This is a genomic window from Gloeobacter violaceus PCC 7421, from assembly GCF_000011385.1.
In the GTDB taxonomy this organism is placed as follows: Bacteria; Cyanobacteriota; Cyanobacteriia; order Gloeobacterales; family Gloeobacteraceae; genus Gloeobacter; species Gloeobacter violaceus.
Genome location: NC_005125.1, coordinates 3,024,147 through 3,050,701 on the forward strand (window position 1 = coordinate 3,024,147; position 26,555 = coordinate 3,050,701).

Here is a 26,555-nt window from a genome sequence, read left to right on the forward strand (position 1 = left end):
ATCTCCTCGGTGACAAATAGTGGAATGGTACCCAAAACGCATACTGCTATTTCTGGGAGGGGCTGGGTATTTCCAGCGCATTGGACTGGGTGGAAGAATCGTGCGTTAGGAGGTCTGGTGCGGTTCTATCGCCTTTGAATCGTTCGCGCAGGGCACCGATGACAATGTAGAGCACCGGAACAATGTAAAGACTCAAAGCGGTGGAGACGAGCATGCCGCCGAAGACGGCAGTGCCCAGCGATTGGCGACCGGCTGCCCCGGCCCCCTCCGCCATCACCAGGGGCACCACCCCGAGAATGAAGGCGAACGAGGTCATCAAGATGGGTCGCAGGCGGATTTGAGCCGCCTTGCTCACCGCCTGGATGCGGGTGAGGCCCTCTTTGCACAGCTGATTGGCAAACTCGACAATCAAGATGGCGTTTTTACTGGCCAGGCCGATGAGCATGACCAGACCGATCTGGCAGTAGATGTCGTTTTCGAGGCCGCGCAGGGCCTGGGCCCCCAGGGCACCGACGATGGCCAGCGGCACCGAGAGCATGATCACCAGCGGGTCGGTCAGGCTCTCGTATTGGGCGGCCAGCACCAGGAAGACGAAGACGACACCCAGCACGAAGATAAATAGTGCCTTGTTCCCGGATTCGATCTGCTCAAGAGACACTCCCGACCACTGGAAACGTATACCCTGGGGCAGCACCTGCTCCGCCAATTTTTGCATTTGCTCGATGGCCTGACCGGAGCTGAAGCCCTCAGCCGGGGCACCGTTCACTTCCGCCGAGCGGAGCATATTGTAGTGGTTGATGATTTGGGGAGCGACGGTCCGGCTCACGGTGACCAGGTTGCCGAGCGGAATCATCGCGCCGGTCTGCGAACGGACGTAGAAGCGCCGCAGATCCTGGGGTGTGGAGCGAAAGCGGCGGTCGGCCTGCACGTAGACGCGGTAGGGGCGGTTGAACATCTCGAAATCATTGACATACAGCGAACCCATGTAGATCTGCAGGGCCTTGAGCACCTCGTCTGGGGCAACGGCGAGGGCCTCCGCCTTCTCTCGGTTCACCTCGACCACCAACTGCGGATCGTTGATGCTGAAGCTTGAGAACAAGCCGCTCAACCCCGGTTGGGCATTGCCCTGTTCGACCAGGGTGCGGGTCACCCCGGCCAAGGTCTCCAGCCCGAGGTTGCGCTGGTCCTGCACCTGGAGTTGAAAACCGCCGAACTGACCGACGCCCTGCTGGATGGCGGGCATCGGGAAGGCCGCCACCGTCGCTCCTGGGATGCGCGAGAGCGGCCCGCGCACCTTGTCGATAATCGCGTCGACGGACTGGCTCGGCTGGCGGCGTTCGGCAAGCGGCAGCAGGTGCGGGAAGATCGTGGCTTTGTTGGGAGCGTTGCCGCTGGGGCTGTAGCCGCCGATGGCGAACATTCTGGCCAGTTCAGGGAGCTTGCGCAGCTCCTGCTCCACCTGGAGCATGACCTTGTTGGTGTAGTCGAGCGAGCTTCCTTCCGGACACTGCACGAACACGACGAAGTAGCTCTGGTCCTCGTTGGGGACGAAGCCCGGGGGAACTTTTCCAAACAGCCACCAGGCCAGACCCAGCAGGCAGACGAAAACCCCCAGCATCGCAGATCGAAAGCGCAACGCAAACCCCAGCGAACGGGCATAACCGCGCCGCAGCCAATCGATAAGGTCGTTGATCCGGTCGAACAGCCAGTGGCGCGGCGGTTCGGCGCGCAGCAGCAGCGCTGAGAGTGTAGGAGTCAGCGTGAGGGCGATAAAAGTCGACAGGGCAATCGAGAAGGTGAGCGTCAGGGCGAATTGCTGATAGAGCCGTCCGGCGGTCCCCGGAAAAAAAGCGACCGGCACGAAGACCGCCACGAGCACCAGCGAGGTCGCAATGACCGCGCCGAAGACTTCGCGCATAGCCTCGGGGGCGGCGGCGCGCACTGTCAATCCCCGCTCACGGCTGTAGCGCACGATGTTCTCGACCACGACGATCGCATCGTCGACGACCAGGCCGGCTGCGAGGGTGATGCCGAACAGGGTCAACGTGTTGATCGAAAAGCCCAGAAGCTTGACGAAGATGAACGTGCCCACCAGCGAGACGGGAATGGCGATCGCCGGTATGAGCGTGCCGCGCCAGTCCTGCAAAAAGATGAACATCACCGCTACCACCAGCACAACCGCCTCAATGAGGGTTTTGACGACCTCATGGATGGATTCGTCGACCATCGAGGCGCTGTCGAAGGCGATTTCGTATTCGAGACCGGGTGGGAAAGCGCGGGCCTGCCGATCCAGTTCAGCTTTGACCTCGCGGTAGACATCGAGGGTGTTGGCCCCGGGCAGTTGAGAGACGGCGATACCCACGGCGTTTCTACCCGTAAAGCGCAAGAAAGTGGTGTAATCTTCAGCTCCCAGTTCGGTGCGCCCGACGTCCTTCAGCCGCACAAGCGCGCCGTCTGCCCCCCGTTTGAGAATGAGATTGTCGAACTGGGCGGGGCTTTTCAGGCGACCCACAGCCCGCACGCTGATCTGGTAGGGCTGTCCGTCCAGCGACGGCGGTTGGCCCACCTGGCCGGCACCGACCTGCAGGTTCTGGGTCTCCAGGGCACGCACGACATCCACCGCACTCAGGCGGCGAGCAGCGAGCCGGTCGGCATCCAGCCACAGACGCATCGAGTAGCGGCGTTCGCCAAAAATCCGCACATCGCCCACCCCTTTGACCCGCCGGAGGGCATCGCTGATGTAGAGGTCTGCGTAGTTGCTGATGAAAGTATTGTCGTATTCGTTGTTTTTGGCGTAGAGGCCGAAGGCGACGGTGACCTGGCTCGCATTTTTGCGGATTGTCACCCCTGTGCGGCGCACCTCCTCGGGCAGACGGCCCTGGACCGCGGTGAGCCGGTTCTGGATGTCCATGGCCGCATCGTCGATGTTGCGCGCCAGGTCAAAGGTAACGGTGATTGTGCTGGTGCCGTCGTTGCTGCTGGTCGAGGTCATGTACCGCATGCTCTCAGCCCCGTTGATCTGCTGCTCCAGCGGGGTGGTGACCGTGGACTCGACCACCTCGGCGCTCGCCCCGTCGTAACGGGCCGTTACGACCACCTGGGGAAGAGCAATGTCGGGGTATTGATCGACAGGCAGCGTCCGGATGCTGACCCACCCGCCCAGCACGATGATTACCGAGCAGGCGATGGTGAGGATAGGCCGTTGGACAAAATAATTGACGAACATCGGTTCGGTATCCCTGGGTGCGTGTGCGTCTGGCTTCTAGAGCGCGGAGATGGGTGCGCCGTCCGAGAGCTTCTGAATGCCCGAGACGACGATCTTTTCCCCGGGCCGCAGTCCCGCGAGGACCGGATAGCGCTTGCCTTCGACCTCGGCGAGGGTGACCGCCTTCTGCCGTGCGACAAGCCCGGAACGCCCGTTCGCCTGGGCGACAAAGACAAAGTTCTGGCCGCTGATTTGGGTGACGGCCGCAGTCGGGACCGACACCGCTTGGCGAGATTTCCAGACCAGCCGGACCCGCACAAACTGGTCGGAGCGCATCCGGCCCGCGGCGTTGTCGACCCAGGCTTTGACCAGCACCGACTGGGTTTGATCGTCCACGCGCGGGGCGATGTACCCGACTTTGCTCGCCCCCAAGGAGCGATCCTGGTCGTCGAAAAGCTGCAGCTGCATGCCCGGATACAGCTCCGAGACGCGCTCAAGCGGGACCGGGACATAGATTTCGAGCGGACGGTTTTGGGTGATGGTCGTCAGTTCCGTGGCGGGAGTGATGTAATCGCCTACCCGGGCGGGAATATCGCCGATGCGACCTTCGAAAGGAGCGCTCACCCGGTAGTACTGCAGCTGCACTTGCTGTTCGCGGGCTTGCGCGCGCGCTTGATCGAGGCCGCGCCGGGCACGCTCGACCGCGGAGCGCTGAGCCGCCAATTGGGCTTCGGCAGCTTCGAGTTCCGCCCGGGCCGCCGCCAGGCGGTTGTCGTACTCGTCAAGATTTTCCTGGCTGATCGCCCCTTCGGCGCGCAGGCGGGCGTACCGATCACGTTGCTGCCGAATAAATTTGAAGTTTGCCTGGCCAGCCTCCCGGCGGGCCGCGTAAGACCTGACTAGGGCGCTGGTGTTGTCTAGTTCCGCCTGGGCGGAGCGCGCCGCTGAGCGCGAACTCTCGGTAACCGCCCGCTGCCGGTCGGGATCGACTTCGATAAGCGGGGCTTGCGCCGCCACATTGCTGCCGGAGCGCACAAAAATCCGGCTTATCCGCCCCTCGATCTGCGGGCGCAGCACCACCGATTGCCGGGACTTGAGCGTGCCGATATATTCAGAAGTTTCGTCGATACGGGAGGATCGGACCGTCGCTAAGGCGACTGGGGTAGCGGCCGGCTTCTCCGTCTCGGTGGCGGAGCGCGCCGAGCCGCAAGCCTGGATCCCACTCGCTGCCAGGGCCGCAAGGAGCAGTTTGGGCACGATCAGGTTGTCAAAGGGTCTTGCGCTCATCACACCCTCCTCGGGCAGTACATCTCAACGGGTGATCTGCAGCAATGCTTCGGGATAGCGCGCTCCAGCCGCGACGCCGCGGGGAGCGACCTGCTCCAGGGCAGCCAATTCCTCCGCTTCCCAACGGATCTCCAGCGCCCCCAGGTTTTCCTGCAGGTAAGCCCGGCGTTTCGTCCCGGGAATGGGCACGATGTCTTCTCCCTGGGCCAGCACCCAGGCAAGGGCGAGCTGGCTTGGTGTACAGCCTTTTTGGGCGGCCAACGCTTCCAACTGGCTGACCCAGGCCCGGTTTCGCTCGAAGTTGTCTCCCTGGAAGCGGGGCAGGCGCTGCCGGAAATCCTCAGGCGGCAGATCGGACATGCTGTTGACCCGGCCGCTCAGAAAACCCCGCCCCAGGGGACTGAAGGGCACAAATCCCACCCCCAACTCCCGGCAGGCCGGCAGAATCTCGTCTTCCGGATCGCGGGTCCACAGGGAATATTCGCTTTGCACAGCGGCAATCGGATGGATTGCGGCCGCCCGGTGCAATGTCTCGGCGTCGACCTCACTGAGGCCGATGTGGCGAATTTTGCCCTCCCGGACCAGTGCCGCCAGCGCCTCCACGGTCTGTTCGATCGGGGTCGTCCGGTCGAGGCGGTGCTGGTAGTAAAGGTCGATCGTGTCGATTCCCAGGCGCCGCAGACTCGCTTCGCAGGCGGAGCGCACGTAGGCCGGGGTGCCGCACACCCCCGTCAGACGGCCCTGGGCGTCGCGCAACAGGCCGAACTTGGTGGCTAGGCACACCCGGTCGCGCCGAGTGCGGATGGCCCGGCCGACAAACTGTTCGTTATGGCCCTGGCCGTACACGTCGGCAGTGTCGAGAAAGTTGATCCCCAAATCGATGGCCCGGTGCAGCGTGGCGAGCGCTTCTTGCTCGTCGCGTGTGCCGTAGGCATCGGAGATGCCCATGCAGCCTAAACCCATTGCCGAAACCTGTGGGCCGTCTTTTCCCAATCGGCGCATTTGCATCTTGTCAGTTCTCCTGAATTTCTGGTTGTGGATTCTGCGCTCGGTGAGCGCCAGATTTTGACAGGCCGCAGCGGATAGACTTTTGAATCTGCAGCAGCTGATCGTGTTCTGCTCAGTAGCAGCTACACAACCTCTCCAACAACGGTTCCCAAATCGAACGATCCGGAGATCGGAAGGGCCGAATAGACTGAGATCTCGATGACCATCAAAGCCTAAACGGTAAAGGAGAAATCGATTTAACTGATAAGGCCAACGGGTGCTGGAACTGTTCTGAATGTATATAGCCTGGAGTATGGCGTCAAACGCTTTTAGTTTTCATGCCATCGGTAATAGTAATAGCTTCGCTCGCCTGATTGCAGGTCTTCAGAAGGGCAGTAAACACGTAAACACTTGACCACTGCCTTTGAAACACCCCCTGGCCCGTTGCACTCGGTGCCGAAAGAAGTATGAGCAGCAAGGCGAATAATCGTTTTGCCCAATAGAAAAAAACCGGCTACCGGCACTCATTTGTATAGCCGATTGCTCAAAAAGCAAAAGCGTTTGACGTCGGAACTCGGACTATATACATTCAGAACAGTTCCAGACAGTCGGTTTTTTTGCATCCAGAATCTCCGATTTATTTACCGTTTAGACCTCGATGGTCTTCAAGATCTCGGTCTATCCGGCCCTTCCGGTCTCTTCGCCCTTCCGTATTCAAAACGCCCTAGGTACAGACTGAACAACTGCGACATATTTGTTTTTTTCGGTAATTATCTTCAAGAATATTGGGAGTGGTTATGAACGGCGATTCCTTAAGAAGATGCGATAGGAGTAGGAGACGTTCCAAACCCGGTGGCCGCCGTTTGCAGTGCCCCAAACACAGTTGTCCGCTGCAGAGCCTGCATCAGAAGCACCCCCTGTTTGCGCGCACCGTGCACCAATTGCGGCAAAGCGGTATGGGCCTCAGCAAAGCCGCCGTGCTCTTATCCGATAGGACCGTCGTCCCCCTTGCCAACGAGTGGCTGGAGGCCTTCTGGTGCCAGGAGTGCATGGCCACCTCCTGGTACCACGTCAAGAAGTCGGGCAATACCTATCACCTGCTGCCGGCGTCCAGGAGCATCTGGAGTCAGGCGTGCGGCGTTATCGACGTGCGCGGCCACATTACGGCAAGCGAGTTCACCCTGAGACAGGCGCGCAGGCTGTCTGTCACCGACAGATGAATGCCGGAGGCAATCCAGATGACACACCAGCTCGCCGCCGAAAATTACTTGTTGCACCACAGGCTGATCACAGGCGCACAGCTGGAGCGGGCCAGGAGATTGGCCTTGCTCTGGCAGGGAGATTTGCCCATCGTGCTGTGGAAAATCGGTCTGATTGACCTTGCCACGCTTGCCAGTCTCATCGACCTTTAGCCCCGGTTATTTTATGAACACCGTTGCTCAAGTCCTTCGTCCGGCCGTCGAGCGCTCTGAGGCGTTGGCTCTCTACCGCGATATGGTCCTCGGGCGGACGTTCGAAGACACCTGCGCCCAGATGTACTACCGCGGCAAGTTGTTCGGTTTCGTCCATCTCTACAACGGCCAGGAAGCCGTCTCCACCGGAATCATCAAAGCTTTGCGCCCCGATGATTACGTAACTAGCACCTACCGCGATCACGTCCATGCCCTCTCGAAGGGCGTTTCGGCGCGCTCGGTGATGGCGGAGCTGTTCGGCAAGGCCACCGGTTGCTCCAAGGGCCGCGGCGGCTCGATGCACCTCTTTTCGGCGGAGCACAACTTTCTCGGCGGGTTTGCATTTATCGGCGAGGGCATTCCGATTGCCTGCGGGGCGGCCTTCACCGCGAAGTACCAGGGGACTGACCGGGTGAGCGCCTCTTTTTTCGGCGACGGCACTACCAACAACGGCCAGTTCTTCGAGTGCCTGAACATGGCGGCTTTGTGGAAGTTACCGATTCTCTTCGTGGTCGAAAATAACCTCTGGTCGATCGGCATGTATCACCCTCGCGCCTCCTCGGTCGTCGAAATCTACAAAAAAGCGGACGCCTTCGGCATACCCGGGGTGCGCGTGGATGGGATGGATGTGCTCGCCGTGCGCGCAGTGGCCAAAGAGGCGGTCGAGCGCGCCCGCACAGGCGGCGGCCCGACTTTAATCGAATGCACGACCTACCGCTTCCGGGGCCATTCGCTGGCGGACCCGGACGAGTTGCGCGATCCGGCCGAAAAAGCACACTGGCGCAAACAAGATCCCCTGCCGCGCCTGAGAGTCTGGCTTGAAGAGCAGGGTCTGGCGAGCGTGGAGGATCTGAAGCGGATCGAGCAGGAAGTGCGCGCCGAGGTTGACGATGCGGTGCAATTTGCGGAGGACTCCCCCGAGCCGCCCCTCGACGAACTCTATCGTTTCCAGTTTGCCGAAGACGATTGATCCACTGCCTAGCGAGCACGAGCCTTGCCTCGATGTCAGGAGTTTGAGCACGATGTTGCGGACCGTTTTGTTGAGCAAAATTCACCGCGCTACCGTCACCGGGGCTTGCCTGGAGTACATGGGTTCGATCAGCCTGGATGCGCAGTTGCTCGCGGCGGCCCACATCTTGGCGTTTGAACAGGTGCATGTCGTCAACCTCAACAATGGAGCGCGTTTGATCACCTACGCGATCGAGGCGACCGCGGGCTCGGGGGCCGTCGTGCTCAACGGCGCCGCCGCCCGTCTTGCCGCACCCGGCGATCGGGTGATCGTGCTTGCCTACGGGCAGGGCACCACCGAGGAATTGGAGAACCACCAACCCCGTGTCGTGCACGTCGACACCGGCAATCGGATCGTCGCGTGCGTTTGACAATCCCGACCGCAGACCGATGCCCACCGCAGCCGCAGCCCAGCCTCCACCCGCCCCGTATCCCAGAATGAGTAACCCCATGCCGGTCAAACTGTTTTACGAAGCGCTCAAAGACGCCATGGCCGAAGAAATGCGCCGCGACCCCAATGTCTACGTCTTAGGCGAAGATGTCGGACACTACGGCGGCTCCTACAAAGCCACCAAGGACCTCTACAAAGAATTCGGCGAACTGCGATTGCTAGACACCCCCATCTGCGAAAACGCCTTCACAGGACTGGCCGTCGGCTCCGCCATGACTGGCCTGCGGCCCATCATCGAAGGGATGAACATGGGCTTTTTGCTGTTGGCCTTCAACCAGATCGCCAACAACGGCGGCATGCTGCGCTACACCAGCGGCGGACAGTTCAAAATCCCGATGGTCGTGCGCGGTCCCGGCGGGGTCGGCAAACAACTGGGGGCTGAGCACTCCCAAAGGCTCGAAGGTTACTTCAACAACGTCCCCGGCCTGAAGATCGTGCACACTTCGACTGTCTACAACGCCAAGGGCCTGCTCAAAGCGGCGATCCGCGACGACAACCCGGTGATGTTTTTTGAGCATGTGCTGTTGTACAACCTCAAGGAGGATATCCCCGAGGAGGAATACCTATTGCCTTTGGACAAAGCCGAAATGGTCAAGGAAGGCCGCGATGTGACGGTGCTGACGTATGGGCGGATGCGCCACCACTGCACCGAGGCGCTCCAGGAGCTGGCCGCGCGCGACATCGATGTGGAAGTGATCGACCTGATATCGCTGAAGCCGCTGGACCTGGAGACGATTGGCCGCTCGCTCAAAAAGACGCACCGGGTGGTGATTGTCGAGGAGGACATGAAATCCGGCGGGGTGGGTGCGGAGATTGTGGCAAGTATCGACGAGCACTATTTCGACTATCTGGACGCGCCGGTGTTGCGTCTGGCGTCGAAGGATGTGCCGGTGCCGTACAACGGCCGGATGGAGGCGACGGTGATCCCGCAGCCGCAGGATATCGTCCGGGCCGTCGAGGAGATGGCACTCCGTGCCCATTAAGTGTCAAAACCGGGTTTGCACAAACACACCATCGTTGCCAAGGAGCCAGCCATGCAAACGAGTGAAAACCAGGAAATATTGCCAGTGGCGCAAACTGTTCCAGTGCTCTCTGTCGAAGAACAACTGCATATCCAGCTGGAGGAGATCAAAGCGAGTCTCGCGCACCTAGAAGCTGTTTACCGACAGTTCAAAAAGCACGAAACCGTCTGCGAACGCGAGCTGGAGAGCGACAGTGCTTCGATGAACTTTGCCAATCCATAAATGCCGTCCGTCCGGGGCTTGCCCAGAACCTGTACCCGTTTTGCCTGAACGGATGCATTGCTGCATCGAGAACGACAATCTTACGCCCATCGGTTTGGGTTGCAATCCTAACCGCCGCTTTACTGTAGGGAGGTTCCCAGTGAACGCTGAACATCTGGCTGCGCCCGATCCCGGCGATACCGCGCTGCAGCGCACACCGATTGCGATCGTCGGTTTGGCCGGGATCTTTCCGCAAGCTTCCAACGCCCAGGAATATTGGGAGAACATCCTGGGCAAAATCGACTGCCTGACGGACGTGCCGCCGTCGCGATGGCGGCTGGAGGACTACTACGATCCCGACCCGACGGCACCGGACAAAACCTACTGCCGCCGGGGCGGATTTATCCCGGACATCGACTTCGATCCGCTCGAATTTGGGCTACCCCCCAACATCCTGGAAGTGACCGACGTGACCCAACTGCTGGGTCTGGTCACGGCGAAAGCAGCCCTCGCGGACGCGGGTTACGGCGAAGCGAGTGCGGCCGTGCGCGAGCGTACCGGCGTCATCCTCGGGTTGATGGCGGGTTCGATGCAGCTGGTGGTACCGCTGACGACGCGCCTGCAGTATCCTGTCTGGCGCAAGGTTCTCAAAAGTTACGGTCTGTCGGAGGCCGATACCGAAAAGATTGTCGAAAGGATGAAGCTGGCCTACGTCGGTTGGGAGGAGAACGCCTACCCGGGCTATATGGCCAACGTGATTGCCGGACGGATCGCCAATCGCCTGGATCTCGGCGGTACCAGCTGCGTCGTGGATGCAGCCTGCGCCAGTTCGCTGATGGCGTTCAAAGCGGCGCTGAGCGAGCTGTGCGAACAGCGCTGCGACATGGTGCTCACCGGCGGCATCGATCTGGACAATTCGATCCTCACCTATCTGAACTTCAGCAAAACCCCGGCCTTCTCCAAAGAGCAGCAAAGTCGCCCCTTCGACGCCGATTCCGACGGGATGATGGTCGGCGAAGGGATAGGCATGCTGGTGCTCAAGCGTCTGGCTGACGCCGAGCGCGACGGCGACCGCATCTACGCCGTCGTGCGGGGTGTGGGCAGCTCCAGCGACGGGCGCCACAAGAGCATCTACGCACCCCGCCCGGAGGGGCAGGTGCGCTGCCTGCAGCAAGCCTACCGAAGTGCGGGGATTGCCCCCCAGAGCGTGGGGCTCATCGAAGCCCACGGCACCGGCACGAACGCGGGCGATCTGTGCGAATTTACGGCCCTCGATCGGATGTTCGGCAGGCGGGAGGAGCACAAGCAATCGATCGCCCTGGGCAGCGTCAAATCCCAAATTGGGCACACCAAAGGTGCCGCGGGTGCAGCGAGCCTGCTCAAGGCGGCACTGGCGCTGCACCACAAGATCCTGCCTCCCACCGTCAATATCGGCCGTCCCAACCCCAAATTCGATATCGAAGGGTCAGCTTTTTATCTCAACACCGAGGCCAGGCCCTGGGTGCAGCCGGGCGGCGAGTTGCCGCGGCGCGCCGGGGTGAGTTCGTTTGGCTTTGGCGGTACCAACCACCACATCGTGCTCGAAGAATACGGACGGGAGCCGGCTGGGCCGTACCGCCTGCACCGTCCGGCCCAGCCGGTCCTGGTCGGAGCGCCTACCCCTGCTGCTCTTATCAGCGCCCTTGAGGGCGCCTTGAACCGCTGGGAAAGCATTCCGGAGGCGGAAGCGTTTGCCGGACTGTGCGCGTCGAGCCGGGAAGCGAAACCCGGCTCCGGCGACGCCAGGCTCGGGTTTGTAGCCGACTCGGCGGCGGAGGCGCGCGCGCTGTTGCAGCTTGCCCTCATTACCCTGCGCGAGCGGCAGGGCGAGCCGCACTGGGAACATCCCAAGGGCATCTACTACCGCGACCAGGCCGCACCGGGTAAAGTGGTGGCCCTCTTTCCGGGGCAAGGATCGCAGTACTTGAACATGGGCGGGACGTTGACGATGAACTTCCCGCCGCTGCGCGCAATCTACGCCACCCTGGATCGCCTGTTTGTCGCCGAGGGGATGCGGCCCGTTTCGCAGGTGGTGTTTCCGATTCCGGCGCTCGATCCTGAGCAGCAAACCGCCCAGGAGAAGGCGCTGCTGGGAACCGAATACTCTCAGGCGGCCACCAGCGCTCTGAGCGCCGGGCACTACACGCTGTTGCGTGCGGCCGGATTTGCGGCCGACTACGTAGCCGGGCACAGCTTCGGCGAACTGACAGCGCTGTGGGCCGCCGGTGTGCTCGACGAGCAGACCTATTTCTTGCTGGTCAAGGAACGGGGCAAGGCGATGGCCGTCTGCTCGGATCCCGGGAGCGAGCGGGGCAGCATGCTGGCGGTCGGCGGCGATTGGGAGCAGATTCAGCAGGAGATCGCAGACTTGCCCGAGGTAATTGCCGCCAACTGGAATTCCAGCAATCAGGTGGTACTCGCCGGGGCAAGTGACGGGATCCTCGAAGCCCAACGGCGGCTTGAGGAGCGGGGCTATCGCCTCAAGCTGCTGCCTGTGGCGGCGGCCTTTCACACGCCATTGGTCCGCCCCGCCCAGGAGCGCTTCGCCCGGGCCGTGCGGGAAGTGGCTTTAAACGAGCCGCGCGTACCGATTTTCAGCAACGCGACCGGCACCCTCTATCCCGCGGATCTGCAGACGATCCGGCAGACCCTCGAAGACAATATCCTCCAACCGGTGCTCTTCAAACAAGAAATTGAAAACATCCACGCCCAGGGCGGCGGCATCTTCGTCGAATTCGGCCCGAAGGGAGTGTTGACGAACCTGGTCAAGGACATTCTGGCGGGCAAGCCCCATCTGGCCGTCGCCCTCAATCCAAGCGCCAAGCGCGACAGCGACCGCCAACTGCGCGAGGCGGTACTGCAATTGCGCGTGGCCGGCCTGGCCCTGGGCAAATTTGACGCCTTCAGCCTGCCGGTCGCACCGCCCGCGGCCAAACGCGCGCGCGGGATGCCCATCCGTTTGGGCGCCGGCAACTACGTCAGCCTCAAAACCAGGACCGCCTTCGAGCAGGCCCTGCAGGAGGGTCAAGGCGGTGCTGACACTCCCGCTCACCACAACGGGAACGGGGCACAGGCCGCCCAGCCCAGCCCGCCACCGCCGGCCATCCACGGGCAGACAGTTCAACACACCGTTGGCAACCCAAGTACGGCACCGGTCCGCTCTGCACAAAACCGCCACCATGAACCACGGGATCTCGCGATGACTCAAACCACTCTGGACTTTCAGCAAGCCTTCGCCAGCATCGAGTTCAACCTGGCACAATTCAGCAACCACCAGGAACAGTTGATGCACCTGCACAAAGAGTACCTGCAGCAGCAAGTGGAATCGACCCACCTTATCGACAATCTGATCGGTCAGCAGTTCTCCTTGTTGTCCGCACAAAAGTCGATGCCGGTGAACGAGGCGGTAATGGCCACACTCGAGCGCGGTATGCAGCGCTTCTATCACCATCTGGAAGGAACGCTGCGCAGCCACGAGCAATATCTGCGCTTTCAAAGTGAATACACCCGGGCTTTTTACCGTCTGACCCAACAACAGTACGCCCTGGTCGGCGAGGGCGGCAATGCCGTCGCTGCTGCTGCCCCGTGGCAGAACACCGGATCGTTTGTCCAGGAAGGCCCTGCCTGCCCGATGCCTGCTCCAGCACTGCCAGCCATCCTCACCAACGGCAACAACGGCAACAACAGACACGGGGCCCCCCTGTCTGAGCCGTACGCGGCAGCGAAGCCGGTGGCGACTCTGGAAATTCAGCAATCCGCGCCTATGCCGGCTGCCGCCGCCGCGCCGCCACCGTCGGGTATCGAGCAGGCTCTGCTTGAGATTGTCAGCGACAAGACAGGCTACCCCATCGAGATGATCGAGACGGAGATGGACCTGGAGGCGGACCTCAGCATTGATTCGATCAAACGGGTCGAAATTCTCGGGGCATTGCAGGAAAAATTTCCCGAATTGCCGACCATCCGGCCCGACGACATGGCCGAACTGCAAACGCTCGCGCAGATTGTCGCGCATCTGGAAGGGAGTTCCCAAAAAAAAAATTGAGCCCCGGATCCGGACAGCCGACACCCCCCCTGCTGATCCCGGCCCTTTCGCGCTGTCTTGTTGAACTCCAGACACTGCCGCAACCCGACTGCCTGATGTTCACTCCCTCAGCCCATCCGCTCTGTCTGATTGCTGGCGACGATGGCAGGGTCGGCGCCTCCCTGGCGCGGCTTCTGGCCGAACGGGGATGGAAGGTGGTGATGCTCACCTCGGTGCACGATGGCGATGGGGAAGCGCAGCCGGCCGACGGAATGGAGAGGACCATCCTGGCGCCCGAAGCTGAACAGGCCGAGCAGGTGCGCTCGTTGCAGGAGCGCCACGGACCCCTCGGGGTGTTTATCTATCTGCATCCGGTGCTGCCCCCAGGGGCTACTGCCCACAGCTTTATCAGCGCCGCGGACAGAGAACCGATCGAGCGGGTGTTTCTGCTGCTGCGGCATCTGAGAAGCCCTTTGCAGCGGGCGGCCGAGGCCGGAGGTCGTGGCGCACTGTTAATGGTCGCCCGCCTGGACGGGGCACTCGGCCTGGGCGCAAACGGCGCCTTCCGGCCTGCCTCAGGAGCGCTTTTTGGCCTGGGCAAAACCTTGCGCCAGGAATGGCCGCAGGTTTTCTGCCGAACTGTCGATCTCGACCCCGAGATCGCGGATGAGCAAGCTGCCCGTCACATCCTGGCGGAGTTGCACGACCCGGATATCACCCTGGCGGAGACGGGCTACGGCTGGCAAGGAAGGGTCACCCTCGTTGCCGCACCCGCCATGGTACCGGCTTTGCCGGCGGAACCCGCCGCTATTCGCCCCGAATCGGTTTTTGTGGTGAGCGGTGGGGGCAGGGGCATCACCGCCCGCTGTGCCGTCGAGATGGCCAGGCTCTACCGCTGCCGCTTCGTGCTGTTGGGCCGCTCGGGGCTTGAGCCTGTGCCCGACTGGGCCTGGGGGTCGGACGAAGCGGCTCTGAAGCGGCGGCTACTTGCTGAGGCGACCGCGCGCGGCGAGAAGCTTTCCCCGCCTGCTCTCGAATCTGCTTGCCGGGATCTAGCCGCCCGGCAGGAAATTCAATCGACTCTGCGGGCAATCGAACAGGCGGGGGGGCAGGCCCTTTACGCCTGCGCCGATGTGACGAACGCCGAGGCCGTCAAGGCGGCCATTGAAGCGGCAACGCTCCAGCTTGGCCCGGTGACGGGCGTCATCCACGGGGCGGGCAGCCTGGCCGACAAACGCCTTGAAAAAAAGACCGCCCGGGATTTCGCAGCCGTCTACGGTCCAAAAGTCGAAGGGCTTGCCAATCTGCTGGCGGCCGTGCCCCCGGAACAGCTGGAGTACCTGGTGCTTTTTTCCTCGGTGGCCGCTTTCTTCGGCAACCTGGGCCAGGCGGATTACGCCCTGGCAAACGAAGTGCTCAACAAAGCGGCCCACCGCCTCAAGCGGCTCTTCCCGGCCTGCCGGGTGCTGGCGCTCAACTGGGGGCCGTGGGACGGGGGGATGGTGAGCGCCGAACTCAAGCGTTCCTTCGAGCGCCAACAGATCGCCGTAATCCCTCCCCAGGCCGGTGCCAAAGCGTTCCTGGCCGAACTGGCCACAGCCGACGGACAGCCCCTGCAGCGGATCATCGGCAGTCCGCTGGTGCAACCCCCGGCTCACATCGAACCGGCAGCGCGCCGCGTGCGCATCGAAAGGCGGCTGAATCTGGCGGACAATCCCTTCCTGCCGGATCACGCGATCGCGGGTAAGCCCGTGTTGCCGTTTACCTGCGCTTTTGCCTGGATCGCCGCCGCCTGCGAGCAAGTGTGCCCCGGCTATACCGCCTATTGCTACGAAGAAGCCCGCATCCTCAAAGGTATCGTCATGGGCAGCGAGCAGGATCACCTTTGCACCCTGGAACTGGAGGAAATACCCGCTCCCACCGAGGGCCGGCTGCAATTTCTGGCCAAGATTTCAAGCCGGAGCAGCCGGGGCAAAGCCGTCTTTCATTACGCCTGCCGGGTGACGCTTGCGCGGCAATGGCCCGATGGCGACATCAAGCCGGACGGTCTGTCTTCCAGACCAACCGGCGTGGACGCGAGCCCGTTCTATGCAAGCGGTGTTCTCTTTCACGGCCCCTGCTTTCAGGGGATCGAGCGGCTGCTGACCATCGATGCGGACGGGCTGAGCCTGCAGTGCCGACTACCGCCCATCGACCGGCGCACCCAGGGTCAGTTTCCCGTCCGCTTCCACAACCCCTTTGCGCTCGATGTGCAGTTGCAGGGGATGCTCATCTGGACCCACAGATACTGCCACAAAGGTTGCCTGCCCACCCGGGTCGAACGTTACGAGCAGTTTGCCCCCATGCCTTTCGGCGAACCGTTCTACGTCCGTCTGCAGGTGCAAAATCGCGGCGCGAACAGCGTCACTGTCGATCTCACGGCGCACGCCGCCGCCGGCCGGATTCTCAGCCGCCTGCACAGTCTGCAAGGAACCTTGAGCGAACGTCTACAGCACCAGTTCCAGGCCCGGTCCGAGCAACAACTGCACTAAACGGTAGTGTCCAAGCTCACTTTTTTTGGAGTCAGTCCATGGCATTCATCGACAATTTCGACACGGACAACCCCGCCGCCGCCGGTCCCACGGTCGCCTGTCTGGCGCAGTGTTTGAGCGAAATTCTGGACCAACCGCTTGTCGAGGCCGATCTGCAGCTGCCGCTTATCTATGTGGGGATCGACTCTTTGATGGCTCTGGAGTTCAAGACCCGGATTCTGGTGGAGTGGGGAGTCGACGTGCCCATCAATTTGTTGTTCAACCTCACCAGCTGTGCGCAACTGGCAACTCTGGTGCAGGATGCGCTCGCTGAACATGCTGTGGTGGAAACAAAACGATGAACAGGCATTCCCTTGCTGCGCGCGAGGAGGGCAAGCCGCGCCTGCGACTATTTTGCTTGCCCTACGCCGGGGGCGGAACCTCGGTGTACAGCACCTGGAACAGGCGCCTGCCGCCGGAGGTGCAAGTGTGCACACTCCCGTTTCCCGGCCGCGAACAACTGTGGCAGGAGGCTTTGCTCGATCGCTTCGAAGCGCTCATCGAACGGCTGGTCGGGGCGCTCGAAGGCAGGCTCGACCAGCCCTACGCCCTGTTCGGCCACAGCCTCGGAGCGTTGGTGGCCTTCGAACTGGCCCGCCGCCTCCGGCAGTTGTACGGGACCAACCCCGTCTGTCTATTCGTTTCGGGGCGCCAGGCGCCGCACCTCGCCGATCGGCTCCCCCCGCTCCACGCGCTGCCTGCCGGAGAATTTGTCGAGCAACTGCGCCGCCGTTACAACGGCATCCCCCAAGCCATTTTCGAGAACCCTGAGTGGCTGCGGTTTTTTCTGCCCGTGCTGCGGGCTGATATAGCCCTGCTTGAGACCTACGAGTATACGGGCGAGCGGCCCTTCACCTGTCCCATCTGCGTCTTCGGCGGCCTTAAGGACAGTCTCATCGGCATCGAAGCGTTAGAAGCCTGGCGCGTCCACACGGTTGGCGCCTTCCAATTGCAGCTGTATCCCGGCGATCACTTTTTTATCCATGACGACAAACTGCCGCTGGTTGCGGTGATCGCCGCACAATTGCACAGCGAAGGTTGGATCCAAGGAGGGGCCCATGCCGGAGTATGACCGCAGCCTGTGGCGTCCGGCCCCCAGACAACCCGGTCTGGGCGCAGACGACGTGCACGTCTGGCGCGCCTGTCTGATGCAGCCGGACGCGCGCGTGCTGGAACTGGTCGAAACGCTCTCCGAGGACGAGCGCCACCGCGCCGAGCGCTACCGCTTTGTGGGGGATAAAAGGCGCTTTATCGTCGCTCGGGGGCTGTTGCGCCGGATCCTCCGTTGCTACCTGGAGATCCCCGCCGCTCAGATCCGCTTCAGCTATGGCATCAAGGGCAAACCGGCTCTGGCTTTGCCCGGGTGTACCCTGCAATTCAACCTCTCCCATTCGCGGGAAGTGGTGCTGATCGCCCTCACCCTGCGCCGGGATATCGGCATCGATCTCGAGCTGGTGCGTTCTTTAGCAGCAATGGATCAGATGGCCGAGCGGTTCTTCTCCGCCCACGAGAAGCAAATGCTGGGGGTGCTGGCGCCGCTTGAGCGACAGGAAACTTTTTTTCGCTTCTGGGCCTGCAAAGAAGCCTACATCAAGGCGTGCGGCAAGGGATTGGCCTTGGCCCTCGATCAGTTCGACGTGGCGATCGAACCAGACGGTGGCGTAAGCTTACTGGCCAATCGACAGGAGCGGGATGCTCATCCCGGGCATTGGGCCATCCGGCAAATCGAGCCTGGCAAGAACTACGTGGCGGCGGTGGCGGTCGGCGACGCCGCCTGGAACCTCCGCTGCTGGCAGTGGCAGGACGATCATTTCAATTGGGAGGAAGACTGCCACCAGGATTCCTGCCAGACCTACGACGAGTGACCGGCTTCGCAGGCGGCGGGATTCGCTGCCCGCGCAGGTAGCTCACGTCGGTTTAGCGAGCAATAGGGCCAGGCTTCTGCCGGCTTCGTCCCTGGCGTTTACCAGTGCGTAGCGGATGGGTGCCGCCTCGGGGCGGCCGACGACATGGCGGCCGACGGGCGGTGATTTGACGCGCGCAGGAGTGCCGGCGGTGGGCAGGACTGCCTGCCGTTCGATGCTCATGCAAGCGATGATCACATCCATGGCCACGCCCGCCCCGACGAGATCCCCGTACATGGATTTCGGGGCGCTCATACGCAGTTGGGCGTGGTTGGCAAACACTTCGCCGATGGCGCGGTATTCCTCGTCATCCCTTTGCGGGGTACCGAAAGCATCGAGCACGATATAGTCCACCGCTTCGGGGGAGACCCCCGCGCTGTGCAGGCACGAGCGCATCGCTTGGGCAAGATCGTCCCCCCCGGCGATGGCCAGGATTTCGCAGTGCACCTTTGCCCCCCTCGCCGCAGCGGCGGGACTCAACTCCAACACCAGCATGGCGGAACCTTCAGCCAGCAGCCTGCCGTCGGCGGTTTCCTCAAAAGGCGCGTAGCAGCCCGATGGCGAGAGGCAGCCCGCACCCGCGTAGGCATTTAGCACAAAATCGCTGAGGGGAGCCTCCGTGCCTCCGACGACGACAGCTTCCACCCGGCCGCGTTCAACGGCGACGCTCGCCAATTCCAGGGCAAAACCGGCACTGAGGCGATCGGCACACACCGTCTTGCTGTAACCGCCGATCCTATGGTGGATCGAAATTTCTCCCTGCGCCGCGGTCGGAAACCAGGCGGTGGCGGTGTAAGAATTGACCGCCTTCATGCCTTCGCTGTAAAGGGCCTGCATCGTCGGTTCCAGGAAAGTCCATCCGCCTGTGCTGTTGCCCACAACCAGACCGACGCGGTAGCAGTTCTCCGGCGCAATCTCAAAGTGGGAGTCCGCCAGAGCGTTTTCGCCGGCAATCATCGCCAGCATCGTGAAGCGATCGAGCTTTTGTGCGTGCCGGGCCGGTATGCGGCGCTCGATATGGTGGTCGTCAACTCTGCCCGCACCGGCGCCGGGACAGTCTTTGCCGAACAGCGGCCGGCCCTGGGACAGATGATTCCAAACGGTTTGCGCTTCGCAACCCATGGGGGTTGCCAGGCCAATTCCCGTGACTGCATATCCACTACCAACAATAGGCATAAGATTGTCCTCTTATCTATTTAATTTCTGTGCTCGAATTTGCGGATGACCAGGCTCGAATGGATGCCGGAAAATCCGCTGCTGGTCTTCAAAGTGCACCGGACGGATGCCCGCCTCGGCTCGTCGGCGACGACATCGAGCATGCACCGCGAGTCCTGTTTGACCAGGTTGATGGTGGGAGGAACGATCCCAGTCCGCATAGACATAATCGAAGCGATCACTTCGATGGCGCTCGACGCTGCCAATGTGTGACCGATGTGGGACTTGATGCAGGTGACGGGGATCGTCGGGGTGCGTTCTTGAAACAGACGCCAGTAAGCGTTGGCTTCGGCAATGTCGTTCTGGGGCGTGGAAGAACCGTGGGCATTGATTGAGTCGATCTCATCGGGAGAAATGCCAGCGTCTTCTATGGCTGTGCGGGCGGACTGCGCAAGCTGCAGACCGTTTTCGGGCATTTTGGTCATGTGGTAAAAGTTGTTCAAACTTCCGTAGCCGCCCAGTTCCGCGAAGATTGGGGCTCCCCGCAGCAAGGCATGATCTAGAGCTTCGATCACCAACATGCCGCTGCCCTCGGCCAGGACAAAGCCGTCCCGGCCCATGTCAAACGGACGGCTCGCCTTCTGTGGTTCGGCGTTGCGGCTGGTGGTGGCCCCGATTTTGCTGAAAGCCGCCATACAGATGGGCGTGATCGGCGCTTCGGCGCCGCCGACAACGGCCAGGTCCATCTTGCCGAGCCGGATCAAGTCCATGGCGTAACCCATGGCGTCGAGCGCTCCTGTGCAACCGGTCGTCACGGTCAGGCATTCCCCCGGAATCCCGAACTGATTTGCCAACGTCTTTGCTGTGGCATTAAAGTGAACGACTCCAGGGGTGGCGCGGGGGCGATGCAGAGCGAGCGTCTCGTCGCCAAGGGAAGCCAAGAAATCTTTTTCCATGCTTGCGATCTGGGCAGCGGCCGTCGACATCAGCAGTCTGCATTTGCCCGGAGACAAAGATTTTAGGAAGGATTCTCCAAGCCCGGCCGATTCGAGGGCCTCCTTTGCCGCCACCAGTGCAAAAATGCAGCTGCGGTCAACTCCGAGTAAATCGTTCTGGGGAAAATATTCCCAAAAATCGAAGTCCTCGACGACTCCCGCAATTTGGCTCTGGCTGTCCGCTATCGCAAAATCCGACACGACTTTGACACCTGAGACCCCCTTGCAACAGTTTTCCCAGAACTCGTTCACACTTTTGCCGATGGGATTCACAGTTCCCATACCCGTCACAACCACCCTTCTAGCTGGCAACATCAGATATTCCCCCTTTGTGGATCGAAGAAGTTGAAGCTTGCTTTGATTCTGGGCGTGTTCGCCCGCATTCCAAATCGAGACGGCGCCCACACGCCATGGCACTTCAGTACTCGGCAGGACATTACGTGTCACAGTTCGAGCATTGCCTGTTTTGCAAAATAACGAAGGTCTGTGCTCCGATCAGCGCTTCGCAAGCGGGGCTTGCGATTTTGTCGAACCATTTAGCTGAGCATTCACCTGCTCCACAACATTCCCGAGACAGAGATCTTCTTCGAACACCCGCGAGGGTATATCGAGGCCATACATCTTTTCGAGAATACACTGGAGATCTACGAGTTCTAACGAGTCCATTCCAACGTCTTTTCCCAGCTTCGAGGAAGGGGTCAGCCCTTGGGTTGCAATCTTCATTTGCCCAAGGGCAAACAGCATATCTTCAAAACTCATAGCTTTCTCCTCCATATTGGATACACAACAGATAAACGAGAAGGTAGATCAATTCAATCATCCACCCATAGCCTTCGCGCTTTGCAAAGGACAGCATCTTTAGCGTTTTATGCGTTTCCTCTGGTGATCAAGATCACCAGTTCTCCCAGGCGTTGTCTATCGCCGCTGCTCAGATTGGAAAATAATTTTTCAATTTCTCGGTAGTACTGAGGGAGCAATATCTCTATCAACGTCTGCCCCTTAGTCAACAAACGCACAAGCACGACCCGCTTGTCGGTTTTCTGATACTCTCTTTGGACAAAACCTTCCTGCTCAAGCCGTTTTAAAAGACGGGTGACTTCCGCTCGTGAGAATTTAGTTTTGTCTGCAAAATAAGAGGGAGAAGCTCCATGTCTGAGGCTTCTAAATAACAGCAGCATGAGCGTAAATTCTCCAATAGATACCCCGTAGCCCTCGAGCGTGTTTTTTAGTCTCTCCTTTGTCAAATCTGAAATTTCGAGCAGTCGCAAAACGGCCTCTATGCTCTGAGAGTCCGTTGCGGCGTAGCGATAGGCTACGTCTCTCAAAACGCTATACATTGACCGGGGTGCTCTGACGCACCAACGAAGAAAATGCCTTGACGGCCGGTGACGTGACCTGGCTATTGCGGCTAATCAAATAAAAATTGCGTTCCATCACTGGCTTCAAAACCGTATTCAGGCTGCGAAGGGCACCCCATTTGATTTCTTTCTCGACCAAGGGCACCGACAGCAGCGCCACCCCAGCTCCAACTTCCGCAGCTCTTTTCGTCATCGCGCAATTGGGCAATTCGAGAGCGATGTCGAGTTTGTCGGCGTCGATGTTGTGGGTAAAACACAGGTATTCGAAAAATTTTCGGACATCCGAGCCAGACTCACGCAATACCCATCGCGTGCTTTTCAGCTCGTCCAGCCCGATATTCGTTCGCTCCCACAAAGGATGTTGTTTGCCGACAACAAATGCCATCTTGTCGCCTCCAATCGCATTGAAGGTCAATGACTTGTTTCGAACCTCCCGCTCAACCAGGCCGATGTCAACCTGGCCTGCCGCAACCCACTCGCCGATTTCTTCTGTGTTGCCAGAAACCACTTTGAGTTGCACTTTCGGATATTGCTGACGGAATCTTTGCAGTTGCGGCGGCAGCCACCAGCTTGCTACTGTCTGACTGCTGCCAATGTACAGTTCTCCCCTTTGCAAGCTTTTGGTTTCGCGGAGTTTGCTTTCGATCGTCGTGATTTCTTGAATGACTTTGTGGGCTTCAGTCAACAAAAGCTGTCCCGAGTTTGTCAGCTCGATTCGCCTGCCCATTCGATTAAACAGAGGAACCTTGTAGTACGTTTCGAGGGCCGCTACCGCCGAACTAACCGCCGGCTGCGAGAGGGAAAGTTTCTCTGCTGCACGGGTAAAGTTTAGATGCTCAGCAACAGCTACGAACACCCTAAGCTGTTCAAAATTCATCGTTTACTCCCGAATTTGTTTGCAGGCAAGTAATCTAGATGGCAGCAGCAGCATCACAGATGAATAAACATTGGGCCTCGGCTTTCAACGATTTAATCTGAGTGTATTTGTTCGATTTAGTTTTGACCAGAAAAGATTGTAAATTTAAAAGACTTAAGGAAAATGGCCATGACTTGCAAGCGCGCTTCAGGCATAACCCGCCGCGCGCAAGCCCGAGGATATCAAAGCAGGCGGCCGGCCGCCTGCGGTCATGGGTGCGGTGCCCAGCCCTGGAGGATTTCACTGGTGTGGATTAGGGGCGGGCACCGGCCGTTGCTGCTTTGGAGAAGGTCTAGCGGATGCGCTCGAAAAAACGAATCTCGAGGGGTTCGGCAAGCCAGGCCGGGCTCTCGGCGAGCATCGCTTTGAGATACGGCATGGCCAGGTGGGCGTCGAAATCGGCCTGCGACCGCCAGTTCTCATAGAGCTGGTACACACAGGGATCCTCTGTCGAGCGGTGCAGGACATATTCGATGCATCCGGGTTCTTCGCGGGTTGGGGCGACCAGCGCTTTGAGCGATGCGCTCAACTGCCGCTCCAGACCGGGCCGGGCCCGGAATCGGGCGAAGAGGGTCAGCGGTTGTGTCATTTTGGATATTCCTAAGAATTTGCGTTCCAGGCAGGTTTCAAGCAATGGAGTACCCGCCGTCAGCGAGCAGGCCGTGGCCGGAGACAAACGAAGCGTCCTCTGAAACCAGGAAAGCGACCACTTTGGCCATCTCTTCGGCCGTGCCGGCCCGGCCGGCGACCGTCGCGTTGGCGAAACTGTTTTTGGCTTCGGTGCTCGGCCAGATGCGGTCCTGGAAGGGCGTGTCGATGATGCCTGGGCAGATGGCGTTGACGCGCACGCCCCGGCGGTACCACTCGAGGGCGGCGCTCTTGGTCATGCCCAGCACCGCGTGCTTGGTGGCGATGTACAGCGCGGCATTCTCAAAGCCGATGACGCCACCCATCGAGGCGTTATTGACGATGACCCCTCCTCCCGCGCAGAGCATCGCCTGCGCCTGGTGCTTCATCGAATAGAACACGCTGCGCACATTGGCGTCGAAGACAAGGTCGTAAGTCTCTTTGGTCTGTTCGAGCAAGGGGGCGAAGACCCCCTCGGTGCCGGCGTTGTTGAAGGCGATATCCAGCTTACCGTAGGTCGCTATTGCCTCAGCTACGAGGCGCTCGACGTAGGCTTCGTCGGTGACGTCCGCCTGCACGAAAGTCGCCTCGTGGCCTTCGGCGCGGATCGCTTCCACCAGTTCGAGGGTAGGCCCGACGCGCCGGGCACTGGCGACCACTTTGGCTCCCCGGCGCGCCAGTTCGAGGGCGGTGGCCCGTCCGATGCCGGAACTTGCTCCCGTGACGATGGCCACCTTGTTCTCAAGGGGGCGGGCAAAGACGGGCGGTGCACTTTGAATCTGGGCAGTGTTCGCGATGCGGTTCATAAGATCTCTCCATGGGTTCATCCGCCGTTCGAAACGGCGGCCTGTCCACAGCGTAGGGGCGAGCCCCAACCGCAATCATCCGGTTTGAGAGAATGGCTTTGATGAAGAAAATTCACGAATCACCGCGATTGGACTCATCTCTTAGTCCGAAACGTGTCTTTCAATATTCTGCATTGATGCCTCCAAATCATCGCTGTCTTTCCGAAAAGCCAGATGATTGCGCGGGTAGTTTCTGGTAGCTCTGGGGAAAGGCCGCTTGCGGTCTCTGACTCGAACCTAGAGGGGTATGACCATGCGCGTCGTTCAGTTTCGCGTTTTCGGAGGATCTGAGGTGCTCGAAGTCGCCGATGCGGTGCTCCCGCAACCCCACCGCGGCGAAATCGCGGTGGATGTCCGCTACGCGGGCGTCAATTTCGCCGACATCATGTTGCGGCGGGGTGCCCTTGCGGGCACGCCGTTGCCCACAGTGCCCGGACTCGAAGTCGCCGGCACCGTCGCCGAGATTGGGCCCGGGGTGAGCGGATTTGCTTACGGCGAGCCGGTTGCGGCCTTTTCATGGACACCCGGCAAAGCGATGGGCGGCTATGCGCAGCGGGTTGTGCTCGACTCCCGTCTCGCCGTGCCGCTGCGCAGGGCCGAGCGGGAACTTAGATACGAAGAAGGGGCCGGCTTTGCCTGCGCCGCCGTCACCGCTTACCAGTTGCTGGCTGATGTTGCCCGCCTGCGACCGGGCGAAACCGTGCTCGTCCAATCCGCCGCCGGCGGGGTGGGATCGCTTGCGGTCCAGTTCGCCCGCGCCCTCGGTGCTGCGCGTATTTTCGGTGTGGTCGGCTCTGCGTCTAAAACAGAAGCCGCCCTGGCCGCCGGTTGCGACCGGGTTGTGCTGCGCGAAGGCTGGATAGAAGCGGTACGCTCGTTCACCGGCGGCCGGGGCGTGGACATCGCGCTTGAGAGCGTCGGGGGCGACAGCCTGGCTGCTTGTTTGCAAGTGCTCGCCCCGTTCGGGCGCGTCGCGTATTTCGGCGACGCTTCCGGGTCCGGTCCGATTTCTCTGCCGGCGTTTGACCTGTGGTTCGGGACAAAGGGCGTGCTCGGATACAACATTGGCGGACTCGCCGCCGCTTCGCCCGAAAGTTGGAACGGTGCGGCCAATCGCGCCATCGAACTGATCGCCAACGGCGCGGTGCGGCTTGCGCCGACGCGGATCTACCCGCTGGAGCGGGCGGCCGAGGCCCAGCATGCCCTCGAAACGCGCGCCTCGACCGGCAAGATGTTGCTCCAGGTCACAAGCTGAGGGGCGAGGAAAATCCCCGGCCCGCTCAGCGTCTTGCCGGGGGCGGGGGGGCGGGCACCGGGAGCCTGTCCCAGGGCGGCGGATCTGCGAAGGTTCTGACCAGCAAATCGACAGCGCTGCGCACCTTCGTGGAGAGCTGCCGGGCCGAGGGGTAAACGGCGTGGACGGCTGTCGGTTCGAATTCGTGCTCCGGCAAGACGCGCACAAGCTCGCCGCGCATCAGCAGTTCCGCGGCCACGAACGTCGCGGTCGGACAGATGCCCAGGCTTTCGAGGGCCGCTTCGAGTAGTGCATCGCCGTTGTTCGCGCTCAACCGGCCCGTCACCGAGACGCTCGTGGTGCCCTCCGGCCCGACCAGCCGCCAGTCGCGCGGCCGGTTGAGCGCCGTGAAAATCAAACAGGAGTGTCGGGTGAGATCGGCGGGGCGGACGGGGGTGCCGGCGCGGGCCAGGTAATCGGGGCTTGCGACGAGTATGCGCCGGTTGGTGCAAAGGCGCCTGGCCATCAGCCGGGAGTCCGGCAGGGCGCCGATGCGCAGGGCAAGGTCGATCCCCTCCTCGATGAGGTCGACAAACCGGTCGGTAAGCGTCAGCTCGACGGCCAGTTCGGGAAACTGCCGCATCAGGCGGCCGATCAGCGGTGCCACGTGCAGCCGACCAAACACCACCGGCACGCTCAGCTTCAAAGTGCCCCGCGGCTGGAGGTTTGCCGCGGCCACTTCCGCTTCGGCCTCGGCAACGTCTGCCAGGATCTGTATGACCCGGGCGTGGTAGATGGCGCCCGCCTCGGTCAGCGACAGCTTGCGGGTGGAGCGCTGCAGCAGCCGCGCGCCCAGCCGCAGCTCGAGGCGGGAGATGACACGGCTGACGGCCGAAGGGGTAAGGTTGTGTTCTTCGGCTGTCCGTGCAAAGCTTCCAAGATTGACGACGCAGGCAAATATGGCCATGTCGTTCGTGTCGCTCGGGAGTGCCCTGTTTCTTGCCTGTGTCATCCAGGCGCTCCTGATTCCGGTGTCGTACGAATGTCGGCGATGCCCGGCGGTGGTGCTGGGCAATTCTCGGTAATCCTACCACGTGGGAATTGCGGAGCAAGTTTCCAAGGGTTTGAGCTGTTTATCTTGGCATTCGCGCAAGCGGTCTAGTATGCGCGATCCACGCAAGCCCCCCCGAGGGCGGAAGCCGCCACCCATGCCAACCAGAACTGCAACTGCGAAATCGAAATGCCCATTGTTTGCCGTGCCGGGTGTCGATGGACCTGC

General features: G+C 61.0%; 23 protein-coding genes. 12 read left to right on the forward strand and 11 right to left on the reverse strand.

Annotated features, from left to right (window positions below):
- Positions 1-46: 46 nt before the first annotated feature.
- The 3 genes from GLL_RS14640 to GLL_RS14650 are packed head-to-tail and all read right to left on the reverse strand — an operon-like array spanning position 47 to position 5,500.
- Positions 47-3,226 carry an efflux RND transporter permease subunit gene (locus tag GLL_RS14640; RefSeq protein ID WP_011142833.1) on the reverse strand — a complete coding sequence of 1,060 codons (3,180 nt, stop codon included), beginning with the start codon at positions 3,224-3,226 and terminating at the stop codon, positions 47-49.
- A 36-nt stretch (positions 3,227-3,262) separates the two neighbouring features.
- Positions 3,263-4,492, reverse strand: a complete 1,230-nt coding sequence (locus tag GLL_RS14645) for an efflux RND transporter periplasmic adaptor subunit (RefSeq protein ID WP_164929118.1) — start codon at positions 4,490-4,492, stop codon at positions 3,263-3,265.
- 24 nt (positions 4,493-4,516) lie between these two features.
- A complete protein-coding gene (locus tag GLL_RS14650; protein ID WP_011142835.1) occupies positions 4,517-5,500 on the reverse strand; it encodes an aldo/keto reductase in 984 nt (327 codons plus the stop codon).
- A 956-nt stretch (positions 5,501-6,456) separates the two neighbouring features.
- On the opposite strand from GLL_RS14650, the gene GLL_RS23005 reads away from it, so the two are divergent.
- From GLL_RS23005 to GLL_RS14705, 11 genes are all read left to right on the forward strand, one after another.
- A complete protein-coding gene (locus GLL_RS23005) occupies positions 6,457-6,699 on the forward strand; it encodes a hypothetical protein (RefSeq protein WP_197530012.1) in 243 nt (80 codons plus the stop codon).
- Between the two features lie 18 nt (positions 6,700-6,717).
- Positions 6,718-6,891 carry a DUF2949 domain-containing protein gene (locus GLL_RS14660; RefSeq protein WP_164929120.1) on the forward strand — a complete coding sequence of 58 codons (174 nt, stop codon included), beginning with the start codon at positions 6,718-6,720 and terminating at the stop codon, positions 6,889-6,891.
- Between the two features lie 13 nt (positions 6,892-6,904).
- Positions 6,905-7,900, forward strand: a complete 996-nt coding sequence (gene pdhA, locus GLL_RS14665) for a pyruvate dehydrogenase (acetyl-transferring) E1 component subunit alpha (protein WP_011142838.1) — start codon at positions 6,905-6,907, stop codon at positions 7,898-7,900.
- Between the two features lie 52 nt (positions 7,901-7,952).
- Positions 7,953-8,309: an aspartate 1-decarboxylase gene (gene panD / locus GLL_RS14670; protein ID WP_011142839.1), complete on the forward strand. Its 357-nt coding sequence runs from the start codon at positions 7,953-7,955 to the stop codon at positions 8,307-8,309.
- Between the two features lie 79 nt (positions 8,310-8,388).
- A complete protein-coding gene (locus GLL_RS14675) occupies positions 8,389-9,372 on the forward strand; it encodes a pyruvate dehydrogenase complex E1 component subunit beta (protein ID WP_011142840.1) in 984 nt (327 codons plus the stop codon).
- 51 nt (positions 9,373-9,423) lie between these two features.
- Positions 9,424-9,633 (forward strand): hypothetical protein, encoded by a 210-nt coding sequence (locus GLL_RS14680; RefSeq protein WP_164929121.1) that lies wholly within the window; start codon positions 9,424-9,426, stop codon positions 9,631-9,633.
- Positions 9,634-9,772: 139 nt separating this feature from the next.
- Positions 9,773-13,693 (forward strand): type I polyketide synthase, encoded by a 3,921-nt coding sequence (locus GLL_RS14685; RefSeq protein ID WP_164929122.1) that lies wholly within the window; start codon positions 9,773-9,775, stop codon positions 13,691-13,693.
- A 95-nt stretch (positions 13,694-13,788) separates the two neighbouring features.
- The gene (locus tag GLL_RS14690; protein ID WP_011142843.1) at positions 13,789-16,203 is read left to right on the forward strand and encodes an SDR family NAD(P)-dependent oxidoreductase; all 2,415 of its coding nucleotides are present in this window, start codon (positions 13,789-13,791) and stop codon (positions 16,201-16,203) included.
- A gap of 38 nt (positions 16,204-16,241) precedes the next feature.
- Positions 16,242-16,544 (forward strand): acyl carrier protein, encoded by a 303-nt coding sequence (locus GLL_RS14695; protein WP_164929123.1) that lies wholly within the window; start codon positions 16,242-16,244, stop codon positions 16,542-16,544.
- Positions 16,541-17,314 (forward strand): thioesterase II family protein, encoded by a 774-nt coding sequence (locus GLL_RS14700; RefSeq protein WP_011142844.1) that lies wholly within the window; start codon positions 16,541-16,543, stop codon positions 17,312-17,314. Before GLL_RS14695 ends, GLL_RS14700 begins: the two co-directional genes overlap by 4 nt.
- A complete protein-coding gene (locus GLL_RS14705; protein WP_011142845.1) occupies positions 17,301-18,107 on the forward strand; it encodes a 4'-phosphopantetheinyl transferase family protein in 807 nt (268 codons plus the stop codon). The genes GLL_RS14700 and GLL_RS14705 overlap by 14 nt, the downstream gene beginning before the upstream one ends.
- Before the next feature lie 42 nt (positions 18,108-18,149).
- Here GLL_RS14705 and GLL_RS14710 read toward each other — a convergent pair whose 3' ends face one another.
- The 7 genes from GLL_RS14710 to GLL_RS14740 form a co-directional block, all read right to left on the reverse strand.
- Positions 18,150-19,322 carry a beta-ketoacyl-[acyl-carrier-protein] synthase family protein gene (locus tag GLL_RS14710; RefSeq protein ID WP_011142846.1) on the reverse strand — a complete coding sequence of 391 codons (1,173 nt, stop codon included), beginning with the start codon at positions 19,320-19,322 and terminating at the stop codon, positions 18,150-18,152.
- A gap of 20 nt (positions 19,323-19,342) precedes the next feature.
- Positions 19,343-20,611 carry a beta-ketoacyl-[acyl-carrier-protein] synthase family protein gene (locus tag GLL_RS14715; RefSeq protein WP_269446188.1) on the reverse strand — a complete coding sequence of 423 codons (1,269 nt, stop codon included), beginning with the start codon at positions 20,609-20,611 and terminating at the stop codon, positions 19,343-19,345.
- 180 nt (positions 20,612-20,791) lie between these two features.
- Complete coding sequence (locus GLL_RS14720; protein WP_011142848.1) at positions 20,792-21,055, reverse strand: acyl carrier protein; 264 nt, start codon at positions 21,053-21,055, stop codon at positions 20,792-20,794.
- A 107-nt stretch (positions 21,056-21,162) separates the two neighbouring features.
- Entirely contained in the window at positions 21,163-21,564 is a 402-nt protein-coding gene (locus tag GLL_RS14725) for a MarR family winged helix-turn-helix transcriptional regulator (RefSeq protein ID WP_164929126.1), read from the reverse strand.
- Positions 21,565-21,625: 61 nt separating this feature from the next.
- Positions 21,626-22,531, reverse strand: coding sequence for a LysR family transcriptional regulator (locus GLL_RS14730; protein WP_011142850.1), 906 nt, complete (start codon positions 22,529-22,531; stop codon positions 21,626-21,628).
- 331 nt (positions 22,532-22,862) lie between these two features.
- Positions 22,863-23,159 carry a putative quinol monooxygenase gene (locus GLL_RS14735; protein WP_011142851.1) on the reverse strand — a complete coding sequence of 99 codons (297 nt, stop codon included), beginning with the start codon at positions 23,157-23,159 and terminating at the stop codon, positions 22,863-22,865.
- 37 nt (positions 23,160-23,196) lie between these two features.
- On the reverse strand, positions 23,197-24,003 hold the full coding sequence (locus GLL_RS14740; RefSeq protein ID WP_011142852.1) for an SDR family NAD(P)-dependent oxidoreductase: 807 nt from the start codon (positions 24,001-24,003) through the stop codon (positions 23,197-23,199).
- 292 nt (positions 24,004-24,295) lie between these two features.
- Here GLL_RS14740 and GLL_RS14745 point away from each other — a divergent pair, with 292 nt between their 5' ends.
- Complete coding sequence (locus tag GLL_RS14745; RefSeq protein WP_011142853.1) at positions 24,296-25,297, forward strand: quinone oxidoreductase family protein; 1,002 nt, start codon at positions 24,296-24,298, stop codon at positions 25,295-25,297.
- A 25-nt stretch (positions 25,298-25,322) separates the two neighbouring features.
- On the opposite strand, the gene GLL_RS14750 is transcribed toward GLL_RS14745, so the two are convergent.
- Positions 25,323-26,288: a LysR family transcriptional regulator gene (locus GLL_RS14750; protein WP_011142854.1), complete on the reverse strand. Its 966-nt coding sequence runs from the start codon at positions 26,286-26,288 to the stop codon at positions 25,323-25,325.
- Positions 26,289-26,555 lie beyond the last annotated feature (267 nt).

What these genes read in the sequence shown, in the direction of transcription:
- GLL_RS14750 (WP_011142854.1), bottom strand. Translation starts at nt 26,288, where the DNA reads ATGACACAGGCAAGAAACAGGGCACTCCCGAGCGACACGAACGACATG.
- GLL_RS14660 (WP_164929120.1), top strand. Translation starts at nt 6,718, where the DNA reads ATGACACACCAGCTCGCCGCCGAAAATTACTTGTTGCACCACAGGCTG.
- GLL_RS14735 (WP_011142851.1), bottom strand. Translation starts at nt 23,159, where the DNA reads ATGACACAACCGCTGACCCTCTTCGCCCGATTCCGGGCCCGGCCCGGT.
- GLL_RS14745 (WP_011142853.1), top strand. Translation starts at nt 24,296, where the DNA reads ATGCGCGTCGTTCAGTTTCGCGTTTTCGGAGGATCTGAGGTGCTCGAA.
- GLL_RS14700 (WP_011142844.1), top strand. Translation starts at nt 16,541, where the DNA reads ATGAACAGGCATTCCCTTGCTGCGCGCGAGGAGGGCAAGCCGCGCCTG.
- GLL_RS14740 (WP_011142852.1), bottom strand. Translation starts at nt 24,003, where the DNA reads ATGAACCGCATCGCGAACACTGCCCAGATTCAAAGTGCACCGCCCGTC.
- GLL_RS14730 (WP_011142850.1), bottom strand. Translation starts at nt 22,531, where the DNA reads ATGAATTTTGAACAGCTTAGGGTGTTCGTAGCTGTTGCTGAGCATCTA.
- GLL_RS14675 (WP_011142840.1), top strand. Translation starts at nt 8,389, where the DNA reads ATGCCGGTCAAACTGTTTTACGAAGCGCTCAAAGACGCCATGGCCGAA.
- panD (WP_011142839.1), top strand. Translation starts at nt 7,953, where the DNA reads ATGTTGCGGACCGTTTTGTTGAGCAAAATTCACCGCGCTACCGTCACC.
- pdhA (WP_011142838.1), top strand. Translation starts at nt 6,905, where the DNA reads ATGAACACCGTTGCTCAAGTCCTTCGTCCGGCCGTCGAGCGCTCTGAG.
- GLL_RS14715 (WP_269446188.1), bottom strand. Translation starts at nt 20,611, where the DNA reads ATGTTGCCAGCTAGAAGGGTGGTTGTGACGGGTATGGGAACTGTGAAT.
- GLL_RS14720 (WP_011142848.1), bottom strand. Translation starts at nt 21,055, where the DNA reads ATGAGTTTTGAAGATATGCTGTTTGCCCTTGGGCAAATGAAGATTGCA.
- GLL_RS14640 (WP_011142833.1), bottom strand. Translation starts at nt 3,226, where the DNA reads ATGTTCGTCAATTATTTTGTCCAACGGCCTATCCTCACCATCGCCTGC.
- GLL_RS14705 (WP_011142845.1), top strand. Translation starts at nt 17,301, where the DNA reads ATGCCGGAGTATGACCGCAGCCTGTGGCGTCCGGCCCCCAGACAACCC.
- GLL_RS14645 (WP_164929118.1), bottom strand. Translation starts at nt 4,492, where the DNA reads ATGAGCGCAAGACCCTTTGACAACCTGATCGTGCCCAAACTGCTCCTT.
- GLL_RS14710 (WP_011142846.1), bottom strand. Translation starts at nt 19,322, where the DNA reads ATGCCTATTGTTGGTAGTGGATATGCAGTCACGGGAATTGGCCTGGCA.
- GLL_RS14690 (WP_011142843.1), top strand. Translation starts at nt 13,789, where the DNA reads ATGTTCACTCCCTCAGCCCATCCGCTCTGTCTGATTGCTGGCGACGAT.
- GLL_RS14695 (WP_164929123.1), top strand. Translation starts at nt 16,242, where the DNA reads ATGGCATTCATCGACAATTTCGACACGGACAACCCCGCCGCCGCCGGT.
- GLL_RS14650 (WP_011142835.1), bottom strand. Translation starts at nt 5,500, where the DNA reads ATGCAAATGCGCCGATTGGGAAAAGACGGCCCACAGGTTTCGGCAATG.
- GLL_RS14680 (WP_164929121.1), top strand. Translation starts at nt 9,424, where the DNA reads ATGCAAACGAGTGAAAACCAGGAAATATTGCCAGTGGCGCAAACTGTT.